18 protein-coding genes are annotated in these 16,151 nt (G+C 34.0%); 7 read left to right on the top strand and 11 right to left on the bottom strand.

The window, feature by feature from the left end; translation table 11 throughout:
• Positions 1–141: 141 nt before the first annotated feature.
• On the bottom strand, positions 142–921 hold the full coding sequence (locus VFM92_RS05280) for a tetratricopeptide repeat protein (protein ID WP_325121148.1): 780 nt from the start codon (positions 919–921) through the stop codon (positions 142–144).
• A gap of 146 nt (positions 922–1,067) precedes the next feature.
• Here VFM92_RS05280 and VFM92_RS05275 point away from each other — a divergent pair, with 146 nt between their 5' ends.
• Positions 1,068–1,625: an acyl-CoA thioesterase gene (locus VFM92_RS05275; protein WP_325121147.1), complete on the top strand. Its 558-nt coding sequence runs from the start codon at positions 1,068–1,070 to the stop codon at positions 1,623–1,625.
• Between the two features lie 48 nt (positions 1,626–1,673).
• On the opposite strand, the gene VFM92_RS05270 is transcribed toward VFM92_RS05275, so the two are convergent.
• On the bottom strand, positions 1,674–2,084 hold the full coding sequence (locus VFM92_RS05270; protein WP_325121146.1) for a hypothetical protein: 411 nt from the start codon (positions 2,082–2,084) through the stop codon (positions 1,674–1,676).
• 151 nt (positions 2,085–2,235) lie between these two features.
• Between VFM92_RS05270 and VFM92_RS05265 the strand changes: the two genes are divergently transcribed.
• Positions 2,236–2,631 carry a hypothetical protein gene (locus VFM92_RS05265; RefSeq protein ID WP_325121145.1) on the top strand — a complete coding sequence of 132 codons (396 nt, stop codon included), beginning with the start codon at positions 2,236–2,238 and terminating at the stop codon, positions 2,629–2,631.
• Here the strand turns inward: VFM92_RS05265 and VFM92_RS05260 are convergent.
• From VFM92_RS05260 to VFM92_RS05245, 4 genes are read right to left on the bottom strand one after another with little or no spacing between them, the layout of a single operon-like run.
• Complete coding sequence (locus VFM92_RS05260; RefSeq protein ID WP_325121144.1) at positions 2,626–3,501, bottom strand: flavin reductase family protein; 876 nt, start codon at positions 3,499–3,501, stop codon at positions 2,626–2,628. The genes VFM92_RS05265 and VFM92_RS05260 overlap by 6 nt on opposite strands.
• A 45-nt stretch (positions 3,502–3,546) precedes the next feature.
• Positions 3,547–5,373 (bottom strand): asparagine synthase (glutamine-hydrolyzing), encoded by a 1,827-nt coding sequence (gene asnB, locus VFM92_RS05255; protein ID WP_325121143.1) that lies wholly within the window; start codon positions 5,371–5,373, stop codon positions 3,547–3,549.
• The gene (locus tag VFM92_RS05250) at positions 5,374–5,655 is read right to left on the bottom strand and encodes a hypothetical protein (RefSeq protein WP_325121142.1); all 282 of its coding nucleotides are present in this window, start codon (positions 5,653–5,655) and stop codon (positions 5,374–5,376) included.
• A 22-nt stretch (positions 5,656–5,677) separates the two neighbouring features.
• Positions 5,678–6,406, bottom strand: coding sequence for an NUDIX hydrolase (locus VFM92_RS05245; RefSeq protein ID WP_325121141.1), 729 nt, complete (start codon positions 6,404–6,406; stop codon positions 5,678–5,680).
• Positions 6,407–6,500: 94 nt separating this feature from the next.
• On the opposite strand from VFM92_RS05245, the gene pfkA reads away from it, so the two are divergent.
• From pfkA to VFM92_RS05230, 3 genes are read left to right on the top strand one after another with little or no spacing between them, the layout of a single operon-like run.
• Positions 6,501–7,481, top strand: coding sequence for a 6-phosphofructokinase (gene pfkA, locus VFM92_RS05240; protein ID WP_325121140.1), 981 nt, complete (start codon positions 6,501–6,503; stop codon positions 7,479–7,481).
• Positions 7,482–7,484: 3 nt separating this feature from the next.
• Positions 7,485–8,354, top strand: a complete 870-nt coding sequence (locus tag VFM92_RS05235; protein WP_325121139.1) for a hypothetical protein — start codon at positions 7,485–7,487, stop codon at positions 8,352–8,354.
• Positions 8,355–8,376: 22 nt separating this feature from the next.
• Positions 8,377–9,357 carry an ROK family protein gene (locus tag VFM92_RS05230; RefSeq protein WP_325121138.1) on the top strand — a complete coding sequence of 327 codons (981 nt, stop codon included), beginning with the start codon at positions 8,377–8,379 and terminating at the stop codon, positions 9,355–9,357.
• Here the strand turns inward: VFM92_RS05230 and VFM92_RS05225 are convergent.
• The 3 genes from VFM92_RS05225 to VFM92_RS05215 form a co-directional block, all read right to left on the bottom strand.
• Positions 9,354–10,109 carry a hypothetical protein gene (locus tag VFM92_RS05225; RefSeq protein WP_325121137.1) on the bottom strand — a complete coding sequence of 252 codons (756 nt, stop codon included), beginning with the start codon at positions 10,107–10,109 and terminating at the stop codon, positions 9,354–9,356. The two genes, VFM92_RS05230 and VFM92_RS05225, sit on opposite strands and share 4 nt — an antisense overlap.
• 159 nt (positions 10,110–10,268) lie before the next feature.
• Positions 10,269–11,084: a DUF6340 family protein gene (locus VFM92_RS05220; protein ID WP_325121165.1), complete on the bottom strand. Its 816-nt coding sequence runs from the start codon at positions 11,082–11,084 to the stop codon at positions 10,269–10,271.
• Positions 11,068–11,397: a hypothetical protein gene (locus tag VFM92_RS05215; RefSeq protein ID WP_325121136.1), complete on the bottom strand. Its 330-nt coding sequence runs from the start codon at positions 11,395–11,397 to the stop codon at positions 11,068–11,070. The genes VFM92_RS05220 and VFM92_RS05215 overlap by 17 nt, the downstream gene beginning before the upstream one ends.
• A 72-nt stretch (positions 11,398–11,469) precedes the next feature.
• Between VFM92_RS05215 and VFM92_RS05210 the strand changes: the two genes are divergently transcribed.
• A complete protein-coding gene (locus VFM92_RS05210) occupies positions 11,470–12,369 on the top strand; it encodes a 1-aminocyclopropane-1-carboxylate deaminase/D-cysteine desulfhydrase (RefSeq protein WP_325121135.1) in 900 nt (299 codons plus the stop codon).
• Positions 12,370–12,426: 57 nt separating this feature from the next.
• Here VFM92_RS05210 and VFM92_RS05205 read toward each other — a convergent pair whose 3' ends face one another.
• The gene (locus tag VFM92_RS05205) at positions 12,427–12,810 is read right to left on the bottom strand and encodes a hypothetical protein (RefSeq protein WP_325121134.1); all 384 of its coding nucleotides are present in this window, start codon (positions 12,808–12,810) and stop codon (positions 12,427–12,429) included.
• Between the two features lie 356 nt (positions 12,811–13,166).
• The gene (locus VFM92_RS05200) at positions 13,167–15,587 is read right to left on the bottom strand and encodes an outer membrane beta-barrel protein (protein WP_325121133.1); all 2,421 of its coding nucleotides are present in this window, start codon (positions 15,585–15,587) and stop codon (positions 13,167–13,169) included.
• 427 nt (positions 15,588–16,014) lie between these two features.
• Here VFM92_RS05200 and VFM92_RS05195 point away from each other — a divergent pair, with 427 nt between their 5' ends.
• Positions 16,015–16,140 carry a hypothetical protein gene (locus VFM92_RS05195; protein ID WP_325121132.1) on the top strand — a complete coding sequence of 42 codons (126 nt, stop codon included), beginning with the start codon at positions 16,015–16,017 and terminating at the stop codon, positions 16,138–16,140.
• Positions 16,141–16,151 lie beyond the last annotated feature (11 nt).

The raw sequence follows: 16,151 nt of genomic DNA, 5'->3' as shown, positions 1-16,151 counted from the left end.
AAAGACTTTTTTTAAAATAATCGCAAAAATTAATAAGAAAGTTCTCCCAAGCTTTGCCAAAAAAGATCTGACTAAACTTAAAAAGTGGGAAAAGGCTATAGTTGGTTATAGATATTACGTGACCAAAAATTCACTGGGAGATTAATAGTCAAAATTATTTTCAAAGAATTCCTGACCTTTTTGAATATACTTAGCATCTACTAATTCAAAATGTTTTCGAGGTGTTCTCTTAATTAATTCTTCCAATAACTTTTCTGAACGTGAAATTTCATCTATTTCATAGAGTAGTTTCGCATATAAATAAACGTTTGCGGGATGTTCAGGAGCAATTTGATAGGCTCTTTCTAGTAATTTTTCGGCTTCTTCATATGAAGGCCAACTTAATATTAATGGAATGCTCGGGACTTCTAAATGTATGCCTCCTAACAATCGTAATGCACCTGCTTGATTATAATATTCATCAAGTTTAATCGCTTTTTCTGCTAAGGATTTAATTTTATCAATAACACCTTCTTGTGCTGCTTCCGTAATATTTAGTAAATCTGCTCTTCTGGCGTAGTTTGCCACATGCCAATAGGCAATAGCTCCGTTTTCTGGAAAATCTATCGTTTTATTTTCAGCAAGTGTAATGGCTTTTTCATACAATGCAAGCTTTTCATTTTTTGACACATCGGTCCAGGAAGCTTTAAATTCATAGCTTTTTAATAAACCAATGGTTCTTTCAGGTTCAGCATTACTTTTTTTGTAAAATTTAATTGCATCATCAATATTTGAACTATTGGCTTTTCCATTATCGATAATTTCGCAACGAACTGAAAAATACTTTTCCGCTTTCTCTAATGAGGTTTGGGCAAATATTGGTGTTGATTGAATTAGTACATTAATGAAATTAATGAAATAGATAAAAATTAAGTGACGCATTTGGGTTTATGATATTTAAGATTGAATGATTTTAAAAAATTAGTTGCCAACTTAACGATCAGATCTCATTTTTGTTGGTTGTCAATAAAGATCAATGGTAAATTAAAAAATTCTTAAATTAGAAGTTTTAATAATATTGTAATTATATGAAAGCAAAATCTGCTCAAAATTCAAGAACTACTATAACAGAATTAATGATTCCATCTTATGCTAATTTTGGCGGAAAGATTCACGGAGGCATACTGCTTTCTTTGATGGATAAAGTGGCTTATGCAACAGCCACCAAGCATAGTGGGGCTTATTGTGTAACTGTTTCTGTTGATAATGTAGATTTTCTACAACCTGTGGAGGTTGGGGAACTAGTTTCGATGATGGCATCAATAAATTATGTCGGTAATTCTAGTATGATTATTGGCATAAAAGTTATCGCAGAAAATGTGAAATCTGGCTTAGTCAAACACACCAATACGAGCTATTTTACAATGGTTGCCAAAAATGAAGACGGAAGTTTGATGACCGTTCCTTCCTTAATTCTTGAATCGAAAGATGATGTCAGAAGATTTGCGGAAGCGGTCAAGAGAAAACAATTGCGAAAAGGTTATCAGGAACAGTTAGAAGCTGAAAAATCAGCTTTCACCTTTGATAAGCAAAAAGAACTGATTGCAAACCAGCGCTGTGAAGTTCATATTGAAAATGAAAAGTAGTATTTCTAAAATAAATGAGATTAAAGAAATACTACTTTCTTTAAAATTTTAAGCTTGTTTCGATTTTAGCCATATTTTGGCATCTTCAACTGTTTTAAATGTAGCCATTTCAAGTTTACCTGCAATATTTATATTAAGCTCCTTAGCAGACATTTCTGAAAACGTATTGGCAGAAACGACATGTGCATAATATTTTAGCCCTGCTTGCATTACTTTTGGAATAAGCGTAGACTCTATCCAGTCCATCGCTTGAGTCCAAGGGCCAGTAGATTTGCTATCGTCATTTAATAAATAAGCGCATTTAGTATTTTTTACTAAATCAGCAAATTCTAAACCCCAGCTTTTGATGGCATCCACATTCGCATAACCTTCCCAAACGCAACAAAAACAGTTATTATCTTTTTCATACGTTGTTTTACAAATGATTTTATCGAGGTTGTTTTTGGTATTAAAATTCATTTTGGTCAAAAAATTTAAAGATTTAATTTACGATAAAATAGGGCTTTATTTTAGTAAGTAAAATGAGTAGGCCGTGTAAAATTTAATTTTTTTTTGCTTTACTTTATGAGTGGTGTTTAGTTTATAGCGTTTAATGAATAAATCAGGGGATATGAAAAAAATAATTTTATTAATTGCTGTTGTTATTATAGGATTAATTTTTTATTCTCTTTTTTCTGTGGAGAATATTAATTCTTTAAATGGAGATTTTAAAGAACTAGCCTTTAACAGAAATGAAAATAATACTGGGCCAGTGAAAAGAGTTTATGCATTTTCCATTGAAGACACTTTATGGGCTGAAATGAAAAAGCATGCGGATTTATTACCACACACAAAATATGGAAGTACAGAAGTATTTTATTTTTTGGAAAATCAGATTTCAGACAAAGAGGTAAAAGTTACTCTAAAGGGTATAAATTCTGATTTTCAGAAAGTTTGTATTGGTTATTCCATGAAAGATGGTCAATCAAGACTGAATTTTAAAAAATATCCTTTTCAAAAATTATAGTTTTAATAATACTTTCCATGCCATCATAGCTTTATTCTCTTCCAACAATTGATGGGCTATTTCATGCTGCTCCTTAGCGTTGGGGTTCTTTATGATGTCTTGATAAGGAACAGGCAAAAGTATTTTTTGTAATTCTTCAGATGTGGGTATTTTTTCAATATTACCAAGCTTTCCTAAGTCATTCCCAGTAAGTACGCTGCTATTTCTTATTTCTTCAGGCAACGCATCAACTCCGATTCCGAGTTTTTGAAGTGGTTTTTCTACTTCAAATAATGCTTTTTTCGACCGGCTGTACCAATTTCCTCCTAATCTGCCAATAGGGTCTAGTTTGAATGGGTCAATTTGCCCCTTTTCATCCAAAATTTCTTCATTCACATGTATATGAATTACTTCACAAATTACGAGATTTCCAGCGCCACCATTTTCGCCAGTTTCAATAACTTGCTTAACTTTACATTCAAATGCAACTGGTGACTCAGCAACTCTGGGAGGTTTCACTTTCGTAGATTTTGCCTCCGTAAATCCTGCCTTCACAAATTCATTTACTCCTTTTTCATATTCAGTTGAAGCCAAGGACATTTGCTCCACCATTGGATAATTAGCAATATTGATAACCACTTCCGCCACTTCTTTCACATTTTCATAAGAATGTTTGGGGGTATTATTTCGCCCCCTTCGTGCTGGTGAAAAAATTAAAATTGGGGGGTTGGCTCCGAAGACATTGAAAAAACTAAAAGGGCTTAGATTCACATTTCCCTCCTTATCGATGGTGCTGGCAAAAGCAATTGGACGTGGAGCAATAGCGCCTAATAATAAGCCATGCAATTCTGGTGTTTTAATTGATTTCGGGTCAACTTCTTTATAACTCATATTCGAATTTTGTTAAAGTTTTCTGATTATTCAAGTGATTTATCATTAGTCATTCTTTTGAAGCCAGATTTCCAATACTAACAAGGCATAAATCATATAATCAGTATTTCTTTCCTGAAATTTAATGCCATTAATAAGCATCATAATTTCCGTATAATTTACATAACGATAGATTTTTGCTTGTGGACTCAACAGCAAGTCATTAATTATTTCTTTAAAATCATCCCGCAACCAATTATCCAATGGCGCTTCAAATGAAGTTTTTGGAGCTCTTGTTACAACTAATGGAAGTTTGTCAGCATAAATTGATTTCAAAATATGCTTTCTTCTGAAACCTGATATTTTAAATGAGTCGGGCAATTGATTGCTGATTTCAAATAAATGATGATCTAATAAAGGCGATCGAGCTTCAATGGAAAACGCCATGCTCGCCCTGTCCATTTTAACGAGGATCCCAGAAAGTAAATTGAAATTTCTATCCCAGTGCATGAGTTGATCTAAATCCGATAAATCCGAATTGAAATAGGAATTTAAAAGCTTTTCAGATTTATTTTTTAGTTCATTTCGGTTGTTCCAAAAAGTTGAAATATCATCATCTTGAAACATATCGGTAGTATATAATAGATATCTTTCAGATGCAGGTAGAGCTGAAATTCTTGAAATTCTACTTAAAAATCCAAGTTTTGAACGCCTCGCACCCAGCGGAAGGATATGCAGTAAATGTTTAGTAATGCTTAGTTTTTGAATATTTTTCGCAGTAAAATAACGCCTATATCCACCGAAAAGCTCATCACCTCCATCACCATTTAACATGACTTTCACATGCTGAGATGCTGATTCAGCTACAGCTAAATTTGGAAGAGCACTGCTATCCGCTAATGGTTGGTCAAATGTGGAAATAGATTTCTCTAATAGCGACAAAGGGCTTTTATCAATCCTAATTATTTCATGAGTCAAACCAAATTGATTTGCCGTTTCTTTAGCAATTTGACTTTCATTTTGTGTTGTTTGAAAAGGATATTCAACCGTAAATGCTTTTAGGTTTTTTTCGTGTTTGGATGCTTCAAAAGCAATTATGGAACTATCCCAACCACCTGATAAAAATAATCCTTTGGGTACATCTGCCCTTAATCTGATTTTAACAGATTCTTCAATCGTATGCTGTATTTTTTCTTTCGCATCAGAAAACGAGATTTTTTCTTTTGGGAAGTATTGATGCTCCCAATAAGTCTTTATCTCTAATTTTCCATTTTGGTATTTCAAGTATTGCCCCTGAGGAACTGCAAAGACATTTTTATAGATAGTAGAGGGTTCAGGTATATTAGAAAAGCACAAATAATGATAAATGGAATTTTCATTGATTTCAACTGCTATTCCTTTTAATTGCATCAGTTTTTTTAAACTTTTCAGTTCTGAAGCATAAAGTAAACTATTCTCATCTTGATAATAATAAAGCGGCTTTTGTCCCATTCTGTCTCTGGCTAATAGGAAGGTCTCTTCGATTTCATTATAAAACGCGAAAGCAAACATTCCTCTTAAAGTTTGCAGGGTGGAATTTATTCCTTGCTGAATTAGAAGCTGGAAAAGGACTTCTGTGTCAGATAACGAGCTGATAGAAAGCGACTGGGCAATTTCGGGATAATTGTAAATCGCTCCATTAAAGGTGAGAAAATGACCTGCCTTATCTGTTACAGGTTGTTGACCACTTTCCAGGCCAATAATCTTTAATCTTTGAGTGCCTAGAATTGCGCGGCTAGTTTTTATAGAATGGCTTTCATCAGGCCCTCTGTGTTTCATTAAACCAAGTGCTTGGTCAAACTTTTCTTTATCTAACGTCCCGTTTTTTGACCAAATCCCTGCTATGCCACACATTTAAAAACGATCTTTTTTCTCAGTTTGATAAAGCTTTTCTTGAATCCACCACATCAAAGTGTAGTAACCGAAAGTTCCCATTGTGAGAGAGATGAGGAGAAATATCATCAAATCGTTAATAAGAAATTCGGTTTTGAATGAGTCATAAAAAAATATAAGCGCAAGATTGAAAATGAAAACGAATAGACCAAAGACAGTTCCATGCGTGATTGCGTATTTCAATCTGCCAATTTTTCGGGTTTCTGCCCAATCAGAATTCGGATTTTTTTCAAACAGCTTCATATTTTAAAAATACGAAGAAAATTTAGAATAAAAACCACTGATCTTTTGCGAAATCTTCTTTGTAAATCAGATCATCAAAGCGATAGAATTGTGCGGGTTTATGAGAAACACCTGTTTCCTTTTCATTAAGGGCTACTAAAAATCTATTTCTTAGCATTCTTTTTCTGAAATTTCTTTTATCTAACTCTTGCCCAACTATAGCTTCATAAAGTGTTTGTAATTGTCGTAGTGTGAATTTTTCAGGCAATAATGAAAATGCAATAATCGGTTCTCTTTTGATTTTCTCTCTTAACATTGCCCAACCAGTATTGGCAATTTCATTGTGATCGAAAGCAAGTTTTTGTGGTTTTTCTATAGGATGCCATAGTACATCTTCTGCAAAGGATGAAGGCTTGTATTCAAAATCATCTGTTTTCACTAGTGAATTATAAGCAACAGTTACTACTCTAGCTTCCGGATGTTCTCTTACTGATTTAATCCATTCCACATCCACAGGATTAGAAGTTCTATCAGGGGAACCAAAGGTTTTAAATTGCTCTAAATAAAGATTTTCCATGCTTGTAAGTTCAAAAAGCACTCGAGCAGCGGCTACTTCTAAGTCTTCACCTTTCTGAACTAAATCTCCTGGTAAAGCATAAACATTTTTACCTTCTTGCTTTCTCTTTATCAATAAAATATTGATCTTTTCATCATCAAAGCCAAAAATGACGCAATCAACTGAAATATGTGGATTGTAATGGAATTCTGACATTTTTCTATACAATTAGTATTGCAAAGATAGTAAAATACTATTGGCTAAGTGTACACATTACACTATCTTTGGCAAGCAGAACAATTTTTTTTGAATGAACAAGATAAATCGAATTGGTGTTTTTACATCTGGTGGAGATGCACCAGGAATGAATGCCGCAATACGAGCTGTTGTAAGAGCAGGTATTTTTTATAACAAAGAAATTGTAGGGATTTACCGTGGTTATGAAGGTATGATAGAAGGGGATTTTGAGGAAATGGATGTACGTTCTGTTGCCAATATCCTGCAAAGAGGGGGTACGATGTTGAAGTCCGCACGTTCTAAAGAATTCAGAACTCCTGAGGGTAGAACAAAAGCTTTTAAGCAATTGAAAAAGCAAAATATTGATGCCATAATTGGAATTGGAGGCGATGGTTCTTTTAAAGGGATGCATCATTTATTTTTGGAACATGGAATGCCTTATATCTGCATTCCAGGGACCATAGATAATGATATCGCTGGTACGGATTATACCATAGGATACGATACTGCTACCAATACCGCGGTTGAAGCAATTGATAAAATCAGAGATACAGCTTTATCACATAATCGCTTATTTTTTATTGAAGTTATGGGGCGAGATTCTGGCTACATTGCCATAAGTAGTGGTATAGCTGGAGGTGCAGTTTCCATTATTATTCCGGAAGAGGAAACTTCTATTGATGAGTTAGTCGAAAAACTAAATAAGGGTGGAGAGAAAAATAAAACTTCCAGCTTAGTAATTGTGGCAGAAGGAGGTAAATCGGGTTCAGCAATGCAAATTGCACAGAAAGTGAAAGAGAAATCCTCTTATTTTGACACGAAAGTTACTATATTAGGACATCTTCAACGTGGGGGGACACCTACCTATTTTGATAGGGTTTTGGCCAGTAAAATGGGCGTGGCAGCAGTTGAAGGATTAGATGCTGGTAAAACAGATTCAATGGTAGGTATCAGACACCATGACATTATTTTTAATAAATTCGAGGAAATAATGAAACAGCCAAAAGATATCCACAAGGATGATTTGCGAATTGCTAAAATTTTATCAATATAAATTATGATTTTAATAGGCACAAGTGGTTCCACAAAATGCGATTGGCAGTTAGTAGATGCTAAAAACATATTGGTAAAGAAAAGTACTAAGGGTATTAATCCTTTCTTCATGGATGATGTAGCAATTAGTGATATTGTAAAATCATTAGGTGCTGAAATTATTGGTCATAAAGAAGAAATAGAGGTTGTTTACTACTTTGGTGCTGGATGTTCCAGTAAACATTTTGCCTCTATGGTGGAAAGAGGACTTTCAAAAGTATTCAATAAATCACATCTTTATGTTAAAGAGGATATAGTAGCAGCTGCTTTTGCAACTTTTGATGGAGAGCCTTCTATCACTGCACTTATGGGGACGGGTTCTAATGCTTGTCATTTTGATGGCGATATTGTTCGTCAGGAAGTAAGCGGAATGGATTTTATTCTTGGAGATGAAGGAAGCAGAAGTCATTTTGGGAAAAAACTGTTAAGTAAATATTTAAAGAGACAACTACCCGAGGATATTTCAAGAGATTTAGAGCGAGATTTCCAGCTAAATAAAGAAGAAATTTTACTAAGCGTTTACATAAAACCATATGCAAATGTTTATTTAAGTAGTTTTAGTCAGTTTATTAAGGAGAGAATTGACAATGCTTATCTTCATGAAATGGTAAAGAGTAGTATAGCGGAATTTGTAGAAATTTATATCTGTAGTATTAAAAATTATGAAAATCTTCCGGTTCATTTTGTAGGTTCTGTACCCTACTTTTTTGAAGATATTGTTACTGAAGTAGTAGAGGAATATAAATTGATAAAAGGAATTTTTGTGGAAGAGCCTATTGATTTGCTTGTGGGTTATTTAATTAAAAAACATTACAAAACAGATATTGCGAATTGAGCAATTTTAAATAGAGAGCAGTATGAAAGTTAGCATTGGGATTGATATAGGTGGCACGGGTACTAAATTTGGAATCGTAACTTTAGAAGGGAAAGTTTTATATCAAGGTGCAATTCCAACTCAAACGGAAGAAATTTTCGCAAATTATATACTTTTACTTTCCAATGAAATTCGTAAGGGCCTTGACCCTGAGCGGCACGAATTGATTGGTATTGGAGTAGGTGCGCCTAATGCAAATTATCATAAAGGAACTATTGAACACGCGCCCAATTTAAGATGGAAAGGAATTTTACCATTAGCAAAAACGCTTGAAGATGAATTCGGTGTTCCGGTAGTAGTCACTAACGATGCAAATGCAGCGGCTGTCGGGGAGATGATTTTTGGCGGTGCCAAGAATATGAAGGATTTCATTGTTATTACGCTAGGTACTGGCTTAGGAGCTGGAATTGTGTGTAATGGTGAGTTAGTAAATGGAGCAAATGGTTTCGCAGGTGAATTAGGACACACTACCGTTACCTATGGAAATGGTAGATTCTGCGGATGCGGAAAGCGGGGTTGTTTAGAAACTTATGTTTCAGCTACTGGAATTAAAAGAACTATTTATAAATTGTTAGCCGATTACACGGAAGAAAGTCCTTTAAGGTCAGTAAGTTTTGATGAGTTAAGTCCTGAAATGATAACTAAATATGCTTTGAAAGGAGACATCATTGCAAAGCAAGCTTTTGAATACACGGGAAGAATTCTGGGAACCAAACTAGCTGATACAGTTATTCATACAGATCCAGAAGCGATTTTTATTTTTGGAGGATTATCACAAGCAGGAGATTTAATTTTCAATCCTGTAAAGGAACATCTGGAATTGAATTTAATGCCAGTCTTTAAAGGAAAAGTAAAAGTGATTTCTTCACAGTTACAAAATCAATCTGCTCCTATAATTGGAGCTAGTAGCTTAATTGTTAATAAATTGAAGAAAGATGAAATCTCTTTAAACGAAGGAAACTAAAGGTTCATTAATGTATAATTCTCAATGTTAAAGGCTTCTTTAAAATAAGAATCTGGTTGAGTCTTTAAGTTATATTCCAGAGAATAACCATCAATTATTTTAGGTATAATTTTTTCGTAAATAATCTCTTCTGGTAATTCACTGGCCGCAATTTCTACATTTTTCTCTTTTGTTTTCAAGAAGATCCGTTCGATCTCTATTAGATTTAAGCCCACATGAAAATCCTTTAAATTTTTCTGCTTATCGGCTTTTAAAACCATTTTAGTATGGTTTTTGGCATTTGTAGCATTTAATTTTGGTGAAAAAGGTTTAAACTTTTCTTCAAAATCAATTCTCTTTCCTAAACTTATATCATGTTGTTTAAGTAATTGATTTATCATAAAAAAAATCCCTTGTTCTTTTAAATCGATAAGTACAGAATTTAAAACTTTAATTTTCTTCCAGTCTTCTTTTAAAATATTGAAGTAAATTTCGAAAGCTATCATAGTTTTCAATCTTCTACAAATCTCAAGTTTGATTTCACCAAACATGCTTTCCAGCTCTTTTTCGAATCCACTTTCCAAGCCAGCGATATGCTTATTTTGTCGTAAAATATCTGAGAGAGATTGAAATTCAATATTTCCAGTAAATTCAGATTGCGTTGTTGTAGCAACTTTGAATTGTTCTAAAAACTGAATAATTTCATCTGAACTGTTTACTAACTTAAAGTGTAAATCAAAGTATAGTACAGCTTTTTCTGTTTCTGAAGACATATAAAAACCTATTGTAACTTTAAAAAATGTAAGGGCTGGTTGATGTTTTGATAAAATAAGTAGGCAGATACTTATGGTTAAATACTGCTCTTATCTTTATATTTAAAAGTCATCAAAGGTATAAAGTTTAAATTGTACAATAATGAACAGTTGTAACATTTAATTTCCTTTAACATTTAGCTTAAATACAGGTTTGTTTTCTGGTTTTTCTTTTTGATTATCTTCTTTAGTAACATTTGGCAATCGTAATTGTTCGTTAAGAATTTCTTCAGTTACCATCCTATTATTAAGGGTAGAAGCATAACTTCTTGCCTTTTTTTCTCCATAGTTTACAAATGCTTTCCCTGCCCATTCATGAGCTAAATATAAATCTCCGATTATTTCATATCCAACAGCAATATTATATGCTAATCTACCAGCAACTTTAGAACTGGAAGTTGATTGCAACCCATTTTCCCATGTATTTATAGCAGATTCCCATTGATTTACACTGGCCTGTCTGGCTCCTTTACTCAAATAAATATTCTTTTTAGGCTTAGCGAAATAGCTTCTTGAAATTCTGACTGGCATTGGAGCGATTTTTCCTGCATAGGTATTTCCAACAGATTGGGCCAAGAATTTTGTGGCTTGCGATTTGTTGACAAGTTTTGCCAAGGCATCTTTTAAATTTGTAGCAGAAGCCTCCCAGGTTTTATTTTCAGTGTAAATATCTTGATCAATTACCGTTCTATTTTTGCTATCGTATAATCGAATACCGATTCTAGTATTGCCAATTCCTTCTGCAAAAAACTCAGTATATTCTTCCTCGATTTTATTTCCATCTTCATCCTCTACCGTTCGGGTATTTTTGCGCTTTCCATTCGTGATAATGAAGTTGCTATCAAAAATTTCAATCGCCAAAAGGGCATCCGTATTGTATTTTCGGGTTAATTGGTCGACTTGTCTCCAGTTTAGCGGATCAGGAAATGAACCCAGAATAGTTTGCCCTTTTAATTTTTTCGCTTGCCATCACCACATTAAATCTGGGAGAAATGTCCAAACTATTTTTTAAGCTAGAAAACATCGCCATTATACCATCCTGGTCTTCATTTATGCCCTCTCCAGTTAGTATTCCTTCTACTATTCCGATAGCATCTTTCTCATAAGCGGTTCTATCAACTAGCACAATAGATTGTACCTCATTAGGAATGTGAATATCTGCGGGCCGTAGGGTATTAATTGATACAGAACGCATGCATGCAGTGCAAGCAAACGTAAGTACGATTAAAGAAAATTGAATCTTTTTCATAAATCTCTAATTAATGCCAATAATTTTCTGATTAGCTGAATAAAGTTAATTAATTAGCTATAATTTTGCTTCATGTCGATTGAAAATATATTTAGTCCTCAAGATGTTCCTATTCAAAGAGTGGAATTTGGCGGGTTGATATTTGATGTCTTAAGATTAGATAAAATCCATGAGGGGGCTTCAGGAAACAAATTTTTCAAATTGAAATATAATTTCATTGAAGCTTCAAAAAATGGGTATGATACTTTATTAACTTTTGGCGGTGCCTTTTCAAATCATATAGTCGCAACTGCAATTTTAGCCAAATCTTCAGGATTTAAATCAATTGGTATCATTAGGGGAGAAAAAGTTACAAACCCTACTTTAGAATTGGCACAGCGCCATGGAATGGAACTTCACTTTATAAGCAGGGAAGAATATAGAATTAAAGACTCAGATGAATTTCTGGATAAGTTGAAAGCTGAATTTCAAAATCCTTATATAATTCCAGAAGGAGGAACCAATGACCTAGCGATAAAAGGAACCCTAGAAATCCATGATTATATTCCGAAGCATTACAATTTAATAGCAGCTTGTTTTGGTACTGGTGGCACATTAGCTGGTCTAATTAACGGAAAAGCAGCTCATCAAAAGGTACTTGGTTTTTCTGTTTTAAAAGGTGATTGGGTACAGGATGAGGTCAAAAGTTTAATTGCAAATGAGAACTCTAATTGGCAATTGCTTACTCAATATCATTTTGGCGGCTATGCTAAATGGAAAGAGGAGTTAGTTGATTTTATGATGGAATTTCATGAAAAAACAGGAATACCATTAGACCCCATATATACTGGTAAAATGATGTATGGATTATTAATGGAGTGGAAGAAAGATAAAATTTCATCAGATGACCATATTTTAATCATCCATTCTGGTGGCTTGCAAGGAATAGCAGGTTTTAATCAACGCTTTGGCTTTGAATTGGCTGAAAAATAGTAGTTGGAAATAAGAAGTAAGAACTCGAAGAAATTATTTCGAGTTCTTACTGCGGCTTTAATTATCAAGCCATTGTAAAGCTTTTTCCTTATTATCGAATTTTTGTTTTGGCATACCACTTTCATTCGAAACACTATCTAATTGTACACCTGCAACTCCAGATCTATGCAATTCGGCTACTTTTTTCACACCTGCACTTACTATTTTTTGTTGCGCTTTTGAATGTACATCTCGAACATCTCCAGGGTGGATAACCATTTCAGTTGCATCTGTTAAAAGGGTAAATCCTTTAGTTAGTTTATTCAAGGCCTCATCCCAATCTTGTAAATAACCAGGAATGTCTTCTTTATTTCTCCAGAAACCATTAATTTTTAAAAAAGCTCTATTTTTGGTGATGTCCACCATTAAAGAATATTGCTCGTTTTTTGCAATTGTAATCATCTTAAAAAGTTTGTTTGTGCAAATATCCGAGAAAAATGTAACTTTACTGAATAGAGAGATTGATTTTCGATATTCTTTGGTTTTAACAGGACGAGTAGTTGTATTATATTAATATTGTTTTGATTTGCTTCGGGATACCGCTTTTATTAGGATATTTTAAGCCATGGTGGACCTTGTGGTGGCATGAAGCTCCGAATAGAATCAGAGTGATAATATATTTTGGTTTACCCTTTATGATTTTACTCCTCATAAAGTATTTGCTATTCTAAATTTACTCATTCCTTCAAACAATAATAAAAAAAAACGACAGCTATGAAAGACTGTCGTTTTCCGGATATTCTTAACCTAAACTTTAATTATCCTCCGGCTCTATTCAATTCATCCAAATTGGTGTTTCGTTGTTTTGCTTTGAATTCTTCGCCTTTGCTAAATCTGTATCTCAAAGAAAAGCCGATGCTTTGCTGCCCAAAATACTGGCTTATCTCATTAATATTTCCGTTGAAATTAGAGTTACCTACAAATTTTCTGGTTCTAAATATATCGGTGATGTTCAAAGAAGCATCAAGCTTTTTATTCAAGAAGCTTTTATTTACGGCAAAATCAATGCCCCATTGAGCTCCAATTCTGTAAACTCCCCAAACAGTATTCGACCTGTAATCTGCATTTAGTTCTAGCTTAAACTCATTTGGAAGAATGAAAGTATTTCCTGCTCTTGCAAAAGCAGAAGTTGCATTATTTTCTACTTGATTTCCATTTAAGTAGGTGGTAAATTCCTGATGAAAAACCGATAAATTCCCATTAATTGACCACCATTTAAAAGGTTGAGCGGGAATAATGGCCGTTGCACTGTAATTGATTTGGTCATCAATATTTTGCTGCATGAAGACTGTTGTTCCATCTTCAGGATTCTGTATCGGTACTTCTGCAATAAAATTACTGGTTAACCCATAATCTAGTACTAAATTGTATTGCCCTAAGATAGTCTGAGTAACTGACATAGAATGTGTTAATTGTGGTCTCAAATATGGGTTTCCTTGTGCCCAAGTGTAAGGATCCAAATACATTACAAATGGATTCAAATTACTGTAATTCGGTCTGTCAATTCTCCTACTATAATTATAATTTACTTGATAAGCTTCTGAAATATTATGCTGTAGAAAAAAGCTAGGAAAAAGTTTAAAATAATCTCTTTCATTTACTGTGTTTAATGTAATGGATTCACCTTCGGAGTACGTTTGTTCGGCTCTTAACCCTGCTTTATAAGAAATTTTCTTGTTAATATTCCCGGCTAAACTAGTGTAAGCTGCAAATATCTGCTCAGTATAAACAAAATGATTAGTTCTGTTGGGGTCCAAAATACGTTGATTGTCTTCTATTTCATAAAAATTGATTTCATTGTCCATCACAACATGGCTCGCTTTTAATCCAGCTTCCATTTTAATATTATCCATGAGCTTTCCTTCAAAATCTACTTGTGCGGAATAAATATCATAAGCGAATGGATTTTCGTTTTCCAGTTTTTCAACTGAATAGGGCTCAGAATTGCCTTCTTGAAAATAACTATTTGTAAATGAAGCTCCACCCTGATTGAATAATTTTACATAATTTAAATCTGTGGTAATTTGAGTTCCGTTTGTATCTAACTTATGTACATAGTGCAAATTGGCTTGAGTGTTTAGAAATTGATAGTCAATTTGATTGTCAGAATTAATCATAAATTCATCTTCTCCCTGAGCTAAATCGGTGTCTAAAATGAAATCATGGTAAACATCCTGACCGTAAAAATTCAGCATTACTCCCACTGATTGCATATCATTGATGTCGTAATCCGTTCCAACTCTTAAAGAAGGAATCAGTCTGTTTACATACTCTTTTCCATTTTGATCCAGGTTGGTTTGAGTACCATTGGTTTGGGTGATTTCTCTGTAGAATCCCGCATCTCTAATTCTACCTCTTTGCGATAAATCAGCATTTACGAAAGAATTCCAGGCACCTTTTTTATGGTTTAGTTGCAGTCCTGTATTATAATTTTGCATTTCATTATATCGATATCCTGCATTTAGGCTACCATTCATACCTTGGATGTTGTTTTTCTTCAAAGTGATATTGATAATACCTGCATTTCCTTCGGCATCATATTTAGCTGAGGGATTATTAATGAGTTCAATATTTTTGATGTTGTCTGCCGACATAGCCTGAAGCATATTTTGAAGGTCAGTAGCAGATAAATAGGATCTACGACCATCTATCATTACTTGCACGCCTGATTTTCCATTCAGCTGAATATTTCCATCTTGGTCTACAAACACACCAGGTGATTTTTCTAACACTTCATAAGCCGTTGCTCCAGCCGCCATAGCTGTTCCTTCTACCGTTACAACCATTTTATCAGCTTCCACAATCACATGTGGGCGCATGGCTTTTACTTCAACAGCATCCATAACTTGCACATCTTCCTGCAAAGTAATAGTACTAAAATCAGCGGTCGGAGTATTTGCATTTATCGAAATTGGTTTGGAAAGATAGGTTTCAAATCCCACTGCCGAAATTTTCAGGTAGTATTCACCATATTCCAGTTTGATAGTGAAATTACCTTCGGTATCGGTGATATTTCCAGTTACTAAACTTGAATCCGAAGATTGATAAACCACTACATTGCTGTAGGGAATAGGCGTTGTTTGATTGTCCTTTAAGAGACCTTTTACGGTTCCATTTTGCGCCTGGGCAAATCCTGTTAAAAACAAGGTTAGGGTTAGAAGAGTTACAATAGTTTTCATGGTTTGGAGCGTTTGCATTTTCTGTTCTTTAGTTAATAGATGCGTTCATGCCAATTCTAGATGCACGGAATGTGCCATATTGTGTAAAAGGCTTAATTTGGGTTTGGAAGGTGTTTTAAGGAAGATTTAAATTCGGATGTGTTCGAATATGAACAATTGAAAGCTTCAAAACCGAACAAAAGGAACACTTAGATTTTCTTAAAAGGAAATTATTTGGTATGAAGCAATTTCTGAAGGTTGAGTCAAATACTTTACTGCAAAGCAATTATCAAATAGAGCTGGTGTTATGAGATTTCGATAATCTCTTGCTTAAGAGCAAAGACCCAATATATCGGCAGGTCGAATTTTACTCCGCTAATCAAGATTATTCGCTAAAGTTTTGCTAAATCGAAAACTTAGTTTGACTGGGAGATCGATTTTTTGGGTAATGATGCCAAAAATAGTTGGTGATTTTTATCCAAATATTGTATTAAATTGGGAATGTAAATCTGAAGAGGAAGTAGGCTCTGCTGAGGAGCAACCTACCAGCAATAAGGTTTACCAACTGGAATGACCTCCCTTATG

Origin of the sequence: Marivirga sp. (assembly GCF_035704835.1) — a bacterium.
In the GTDB taxonomy this organism is placed as follows: domain Bacteria; phylum Bacteroidota; class Bacteroidia; order Cytophagales; family Cyclobacteriaceae; genus Marivirga.
Note: the sequence above shows the minus strand (reverse complement) of the source record. Positions and strands in the feature narration are given on the sequence as shown.